Annotated in this window: 2 protein-coding genes; both read left to right on the top strand. The window is 70.7% G+C overall.

Features of this window, described 5'->3' with window-relative positions; genetic code table 11:
* Positions 1-305 precede the first annotated feature (305 nt).
* Positions 306-3,377: an FG-GAP-like repeat-containing protein gene (locus ACFV3E_RS06590; protein ID WP_500533707.1), complete on the top strand. Its 3,072-nt coding sequence runs from the start codon at positions 306-308 to the stop codon at positions 3,375-3,377.
* 415 nt (positions 3,378-3,792) lie between these two features.
* The coding region (locus ACFV3E_RS06595; RefSeq protein WP_500533708.1) for an FG-GAP repeat domain-containing protein at positions 3,793-6,582 on the top strand (2,790 nt) is incomplete at its 3' end.

Here is a 6,582-nt window from a genome sequence, read left to right on the forward strand (position 1 = left end):
CCCGGCGGCTTCGACCGCCGCCCGTCCAACCCGCGCGGCACCCGCAACGGCTGACCCCAGGGGAACGGCAGGCGCCCGCCAGACGCACGACCACCTGCCGGGCCCCTGCCGTTTCGGGGAAAGGCCGAGGTCGGACGGCTGGTGCAGACCTTCTCTTCCTGTGGGCCGGCTGTTAGGCTCTGGCCCACTTGCGTGGGGGGTACAGCCGGGGGGCTTGAGAGTTGCGCAGCGCCGTTCGTGCGCGCGCGCCGAGCCGTGACCGTTCGCCCCCGACGCCTCTCGCCTTGTGGATGCAGGAGGTTCGGGTGGCCCGTCGTGCCCTCGTCCGCGGCAGTCTGGCCGCACTCGTCAGCATGGGACTCACGGTAGGACTCGGCTCGTCCGGCACGGCCGCCGTGGCCGACACCGGCTCGCAGGAAGTGGTCGTCCCGGCCACCCTCGGTTCCGTGGCGAAGGCCGCGCAACTGCGGTACGTCGCGTCTTCGTCGGGCTGGAACGCCGACGGCGCCGGTGCCACAGGTGTGTTCCACACCGTGGAGCTCAACCCCACCCAGTGGACCCGTTACGCGGACGGGAAGGGCTTCCCCGTCCCTGCGCCCACCATCGCGGACGTCACGTCCACCGTCGGCACCGGTACCGACGCGGTCGCGTACTACAGCGCGACGTCGCGGCGGGTGGAGCTGGTCGACATGGCGTCGGGCACCACCGGCGTGGTGGAGATCCCCGAGGGCCTGACCTACCTCCGCACGTACGCGTCGACCGTGTTCGCGTACGGGAAGGCGACGGCGGAGGACGGCACGAGCGTCATCCAGATGCACATGCTGGACGCCGGGCAGGGCGGCGGCACGCGGGACCGGGTCGTCACCGGAATGCCCGCCGGCGCGACGATCGGCGCGCCGTTCGCCGCCGACGCGACGTCCGTCGTCTTCACCGGCAAGATCGACGGGGAGGCGCGCTGGATCCTGGTCGACACGGCCACCGCCACCGTCACGTCGTACACCCTCCCGCGCACGGACACGAACGCCACCCATCTGATCCTGACGCCCGATCACCTCGGCTGGTACGCGACGGACGGTGCGGTGACGGTCGTACCGCGCGCCCACGTGGACGCGCAGCCGGCCGAGGTGGCACTGCCGGCCTCGGACGGGCGGGCGAGCGGAACCGACGTGACGATCATCGGCGACTGGCTGGTCTACCGTGCCGCGTCCAGCGCCGTGTCGAGCGGCGCGATCAAGGCCGTGCCCCTGTCCGGTGGGTCCGCGACCACCCTCCTCGCCAAGAGCACCCTGCAGATCTCGGTCGCGGCCGACGGCACGGCCGCCGTGATCGGCGGGACCGGCGCGAGCGACTGGGGTGTCCGTCACGTCGTGAAGGGCACGGACGGGAAGCCCTCCGTGGTCACCGCCATGGACCTTTCGGCCTCGGCGGCCAAGGTCCAGGGTCTGGCTCTGGGGCAGGGGCAACTGGTCGTCACCGACACCGCCGCCGGGCCGAGGTACGACTACCGGCGCACCCTGAGCACCCAGGGCACGCTGACGTACGGCGACCGCCTCGCGCTGGGCGACGGTGCCACGGTGGCCGGCTGCGCGCAGGGGCAGGAGGGGTGCCGGGCGTCGTACGCGCTCGGGGACGGCCGTTTCGCCCGTGTGATCTCGGAGGGCACGTCCAGCACCATCGCGGTCACCGACGGCCCCCGGGGCTGGAGCCAGGAGACGGTGCCGCCGGGCGGGAGGATCACGGACGCCAACGGCACCCAGGGCGTCTACACCGTCGCCGCCACGGGCAAGCAGTACGTCTGGGACTTCTACGGCACCGCCCCCACGCTCGAGCGCCCCGCGACGGCCGCCGCCGTGTGGGCGGGTGCGCTGTGGACCCCCGGCTCCACCGCCGGAACCGTCACGGCCCTCGACCTCGACACGCGGAAGACCACCGCCACCGTCGAGGTCGGCTCCGGTTGCGTGCCCGAGGAACTGCAGGTCCTGGGCCGCTGGGTCTACTGGTCCTGCGGCCCCCACGGCAAGGCCGGGGTGTACGACCGTACCGCGAAGAAGAGCGTGCCGGTGCCGGCGAACCAGGCGCTGCTGGGTGACGGTTTCGTCGTCACGCACGACAAGGCGGCGGGGAAGCTCGTGCTGACCGACGTCCACACCGGGACCGCGGCGAGCCGTACGATCGGGGACCTCCCCGACACCGGTTCCGACCAGCGTCACCTGAGGTGGGACGTGGACAAGTTCACGGACCGCGTGGCCTTCGCCGACGGTTCGGAGCGGGTGCACGTGGTGGCCGCGGGAGTGCCCGCACAGCCCCTCACCGTCCTGGGCACCTCCCCCGGGCCCACCTACGGCCTGTACCAGTGGTTCGTGCTCTCCAAGCCCGCTGCGTCCTGGAAGCTCGTCCTCAAGCGCAAGGCGGGCGGCGCGACCGTGCGCACCACGACCGGTGGAGAGGCCCGCGGGTACCTCCAGGCGGACTGGGACGGCCACGACGACGCGGGGCGCCTCGCGCCGAACGGCGCGTACACATGGACGCTCACGGCCCCGCCCGCCGACGCGGCCGGACCGGCCTTCACCGCCTCCGGCACGTTCTCCATCGCCGACGGCGACGAGGTGTGGCGCGACTTCGCCGGCCAGGACGGCCTCGGCGAACTCTTCGCCATCAACGGCAACGGCAACGTCAACGTCCGTACGGCGACCGGCACCGGCAAGCTCACGCCGTCGTGGATCGGCGGCATCGGGTGGGACCCGAAGGCCGTGCTGGTCCCGGTCGGGGACATGACCGGGGACAACTGCAACGACTTCATGGTGCGCCTGCCCTCGGGGTCCCTGTACCGCTACCCCGGCGGCTGCGGAGGCGAGTACCTCGGCATCAGGCCCGGGGTGCGCTTCGGCACGGGCTGGAACGGTTACAACGTGCTGACGTCGGCGGGTGATCTGAGTGGTGACGGTCGTGCGGATCTGATCGCGCGGCAGGCGTCGACTTCGGACGTGTGGCTGTACAAGGCGACCAGTGACGGGAAGTTGGCGGCGCGGGTGAAGCTGGCCTCGCACTGGACGGGTTACAAGAAGATCGTGGGTGCGGGGGACCTGAACGGTGACGGGTTCGGTGATCTGCTGGTCCAGGACAAGGCGAACGTGCTGTGGCGTTACGACGGGGACGGCAAGGGCCGCCTCAAGCCGCGGGTGAAGCTCGCCTCGAACTGGGGTGCCTCGTACAACGCGCTGGTGGGCGTGGGGGACATCACCGGTGACGGCAAGGGCGACCTGGTCGCCCGGGACACCGCGGGGAACCTGTTCCGCTACGACGGCACCGGCAAGGGCACCTTCGGGACCCGCACCAAGATCGGCACCGGCTGGAACACCTTCAAGGGCATCTTCTGACCGTCGCACCTCCGTCCGACAGCAGCGGGCCGCGGGCCGCGGGAGTCTCCCGCGGCCCGCGGTCGTACCGGCGGGTTCTCCTTTAGTTAACCGGCTGTTAGGCTCTGGCCCACTTGCGTGGGGGTACAGCCGGGGGGCTTGAGAGCTACGCAGCGCCTTTGATGTGCGCGCTTCCGGCCGCGATGTGCCCTGCCACGCCCGTTCACCTCATCGTCAGGAGGAACGAGTGGCCCGTCGTGCCCTCGTCCGCGGTTCCGTCGCCGCGATGGCAGCGTTCACCCTGGTAGCCGGGCCGGTGTCCTTCACCGGCGCGGCCTTCGCGGACGCCTCCCCGCAGGAGGTGGTGATCCCGTCCACACCGAATTATTTCCGGCAGAACTCGTCCATCCTCGGCGGGGCCCTGTCGACCGGGGGCGTGGGCGAACAGGGGGTCTTCCACCAGCCCTCCGAACTCAGGCGCGTGCTGTGGACCCGGTACAGCGACGGCAAGAGCCTCCCCGTCCCCGGAACTTCGCTGGCGGACCCCGCCGTCCACACGTTGACCACCGGTTCCGACGTCCTCGGGTACCTCAGTTTTGCCCTGCGGCAAGTCGAGTTGATCGACATGGTGTCCGGTACCTCCCGCACGCTGAAGCTCCCCGACGGCGTGGAGTTCCGCGACATCTACGGCTCGGTCGTCGTGGCCGCCGAGACGGTGGCCGGGCCGGGCGGCACCTCCTCGACCGTCTACCACCTGCTGAGCCCGGGAGAGGGCGGTTCCACGCTGGACCGGGTCGTGACCGGGCTGCCCCAGCGGGGCGTCGAGCCCGAGGCAGGGGACGCGACCTCGATCGTCTTCCAGACCAGGGCGGACGGGCAGGTCCGCTGGTCGATGGTCGACCCCGCCACCGGAGCGGTCTCCTCGCAGAGCGCCCCCGTGACGATCGGGGTCGAGGACTACCCCAGCGGCTTCCTGACGCCGCAGTACTTCGTCTGGTTCTACGGAGGCAGCACCGGAGTCGGGGGGCCGGTGCACTATGTGCCGCGTTCCGAGTTCGGTGCGGAGCCCGAGGTGGTGCCCATCCCGGAGTCGGCTCCGCGCGCCTACGACTACAACGTGGCCATCGTCGGGGACTGGCTGGTGTACCACCTGGGAGTGCCCCGGCAGGACGAGTCCCGGCAGGACATCATGGCCGTCCCGCTGCACGGTGGAACGCCGATCACGCTCTTCACCAGGAGCGACCGCGGCAACATCGCGTCGGGGACCGACGGATCGGTCGCCGCGGTGGCCGGTGAGAACGCCGACGACTGGGGCGTCAAGCACGTCACCCAGGGTGCGGACGGCAACCTCGTCGTCTCCACCCTCTACGACCTGCCGTACCTGCCCGCGCCGGTGCAGGCCCTGGCGCTCGGGCAAGGGCGGCTGGTGGTCACGGACCGGTCGCTGCGCTACCAGGGCTACCACCAGCGCACCCTGAGCACCGACGGCGCGGTGACGTACGGCGACCGGTCCTTGATCAGCCCCCCCGACTACATTGCAAGCGACAGCCCGCTCCACGCCCTCGGTGACGGGCGGTACATCGGCTTCTGGGGGTACTACTCGAACAAAGCGATACTCACGACCTGGGGCGACGAGCGCAACGTCGACTCCTTCGAAGTGCCGCCGGATGGCGAGATCACCGACGCCAACGGCAGATACGTCGTCTACACCGTGGCCGCCAAGAACGCGCAGTACGTCTACCGGCTGGACTCCAACGGCAAGGACCCGTTGGAGCGCCCCGCTACCGTCGCGGCCGTGTGGGCGGGCGTGCTGTGGACGCCCGGCTCCGCCGCGGGCACCCTCACCACCACGGACCTGGCCACCCGGAAGGCTACCGGCACGGTGAGCATCGGCTCCGGCTGCGTCCCCAGGGAGCTGCAGGCACTGGGCCGCTGGATCTACTGGTCCTGCGGCGCGGGCGGCAAGGCCGGGGTCTACGACCGTACGGCGAAGAAGAGCGTGCCGGTGCCCGGGGACCAGGCGCTGCTGGGCGACGGTTTCGTGGTCACCCATGACAAGGCGGCGGGGAAGCTGGCGCTGACCGACGTCCACACGGGAAGCGCACAGAGCCGGGTGGTCGGCGACCTGCCGGACACCGGCGCCGATGCACGTCATGTCCGGTGGGACGTGGACAAGTTCACCGATCGGATCGCCTATGTGGACGGCGACGAGCAGGTCCACGTCCTGGCATCGGGAGTGCCCGTGCAGCCGCTGTCCACCGTGGACGTGGACAACCGGCCGACGGCGCCGCGCGTGCGTTTCATCCTCTCCAAGCCGGCCGCTTCCTGGATCTTCAGCATCAGGAACAAGGCGAATGGTGAATTCGGCGGTGGCGCCGCGGGCGAGGAGACCCGCGGGCTGGTGGACCTCGACTGGGACAGCAGCACCGTTCACGACCTCCTGCCGAACGGCACCTACGCCGGCACACTCGTCGTCAAGCCCGCGGACGGTGCCGGGGCGCCGCTCACCGTCACCGCGGAGCACCGGATCACCGATGGCGAGGAGGTGTGGCGGGACTTCGACGGCCAGGACGGCTTCGGAGAGCTCTTCGCCGTCGGCTCCAAGGGCGCGCTCAACGTGCGTACCGCGACGGGTACCGGCAAGCTGACGCCGTCCGCCGCCCTCGGCGGGGCGGTGTGGGATCCCAAGACCGTGGTGGTCCCCGTCGGTGACCTCAACCTGGACAACTGCAACGACCTGCTGGTCCGGCGTTCCTCCGGCGCCCTCGAACGCCACCTCGGGACGTGCGGCAAGAGCAAGCTGGGGGTCTCCACGCCGACCCGCTTCGGCACGGGGTGGAACGGTTACAACGTGCTGACGTCGGCGGGTGATCTGAGTGGTGACGGTCGTGCGGACCTGATCGCGCGGCAGGCGTCGACGTCGGATGTGTGGCTGTACAAGGCGACCAGTGACGGGAAGCTGGCGGCGCGGGTGAAGCTGGCCTCGCACTGGACGGGTTACAAGAAGATCGTGGGTGCGGGGGACCTGAACGGTGACGGGTTCGGTGACCTGCTGGTCCAGGACAAGGCGAACGTGCTGTGGCGTTACGACGGTGACGGCAAGGGTCACCTCAAGCCGCGGGTGAAGCTCGCCTCGAACTGGGGTGCCTCGTACAACGCCCTGGTGGGCGTGGGGGACATCACCGGCGACGGCAAGGCCGACCTGATCGCCCGGGACACCGCGGGC

This window comes from Streptomyces sp. NPDC059718 (assembly GCF_042733315.1).
In the GTDB taxonomy this organism is placed as follows: Bacteria; Actinomycetota; Actinomycetes; order Streptomycetales; family Streptomycetaceae; genus Actinacidiphila.